We start from the raw sequence: 1,531 nt of genomic DNA on the forward strand, positions 1-1,531 counted from the left end.
TCACCCTCACCCAACACGACATCAACAACCTCGAGAGCGACCTCGAAGCCGAATGGGCAGACCTGGAGGAGTGAGAGGGCGGCCGACGACCGAATGGAGGCCGCGGTCAGCCGGGGATTGTCCATGCGCTGTGTGCCGATCACCGACAGCAGCCGCAGAGCCTCCTCCGCCGGCGAGCCGGGATCGGCCGTGTAGATGACGACTCGCTGGTCCCGATCAGTAATGTCCAAGACATTGCAGTTGGGCGTGATGGGACCAGTCAGGGGGTGCCGAAAGGTCTTGTGCGGGGCGGGTTCTCCTGACGGCGGAGCGGGCGCGGCCCCGGCAAGGTAGTGCGGGTGGGCGCTCTCGGCGTCCGACAGGCGCAGAGCACGGGCCAGGCGGGCCAGCACCGCGAGGGGCGCGGGCCCCGGGCCTGCTCCAGCCGTGTGTAGTGCGCCTGCTGCGCAGGAACCCGGCCAGCTCTCGCCTGTCCATGCCCCCAGTGCGTACGGGCCGGCGAAGCCGATCCAGGCGCTGTCGGTACCCGGATGGGGTGCGCCGCCGGGCGCAGGCTCCTACGGCCGCCCGAGCCCCCGGGCGATGACGGGGCCGATGTGGTCCAGTGCCCGCTGCGTCATCAGGTGGTCATGGGTGCTGGGCACATCGTGGGTCCGGATGTCTCCGTCGATGTACGGCGCCCAGGTATCGGGCGTACGCCATGTGGCGGTCCGGTGGTCGGTGGGTTCCTCCGTCGCGATGAAGAGGTCCATCTCCCCGTGGAACCGCCGAGGCCGGTGTTCCTTGGCGGCTCGCTCGTGCTGGGCGTGGCTGTGGCACAGCGCCGTCAGGATCTCCTCATCCAGGGGGTACGCCCCGTCCGCCAGGACGTCGAGGAACATGCCCCGGATGTCGCGGTCTCCCGCCTCCGGCGGCGATTCCTCCGCAGCCACTGCCGCCAGGGGGTAGGTGTCGAGCACCGCCAGCAAGGCCACCTCCTCACCCTCGTCCTGGAGTCGGGTGGCGATCGCGTGGGCGACGATGCCGCCGAAGGACCAGCCGAGGAGGTGGTACGGGCCGTTTGGCCGCACGGTGCGGATCTGACGCAGGTAGTCGGCCGCGATCTCCTCGACAGTGGTGTGGGGGGTCTCCGCACCGGACAACCCGCGGGCCTGGAGGCCGTAGACGGGGTGGTCGGCGTCGATATGGCGCAGCAGTCCGGAATAGGGCCAGCTGATCCCACCGGCCGGGTGGACGCAGAAGAGCGGTACACGGCTGCCGTATGGCCGCAGCGGCAGCAGGACGTCGAGGCCCTTCCCGCCCTCGCCGCTCTCCACCCCGCGGGCCAGCGCGGCCACCGTCGGCGTCTCGAACACCACCCCCACCGACAGCTCAACCCCCAACTCAGACCGCACCCGCGACACCAACCGCGTCGCCAACAGCGAATGACCACCCAAATCGAAGAAACCATCCTCAACCCCCACCCACTCCACACCCAACACCTCAGCAAACAGACGACACAGCGTCCGCTCCACCGCCGTACGTGGCTCAC

1 protein-coding gene and 1 pseudogene are annotated in these 1,531 nt (G+C 69.6%); both read right to left on the minus strand.

What is annotated here, in order from left to right; genetic code table 11:
* Positions 1-113: 113 nt before the first annotated feature.
* A pseudogene (locus VT50_RS41575) lies at positions 114-293 on the minus strand (MmyB family transcriptional regulator); the annotation flags it as partial.
* 264 nt (positions 294-557) lie between these two features.
* Positions 558-1,531: alpha/beta fold hydrolase (locus tag VT50_RS37975; RefSeq protein ID WP_143645407.1), on the minus strand; the 974-nt coding region annotated here is incomplete at its 5' end.

Source organism: Streptomyces antioxidans, assembly GCF_000968685.2.
Taxonomy (GTDB): domain Bacteria; phylum Actinomycetota; class Actinomycetes; order Streptomycetales; family Streptomycetaceae; genus Streptomyces; species Streptomyces antioxidans.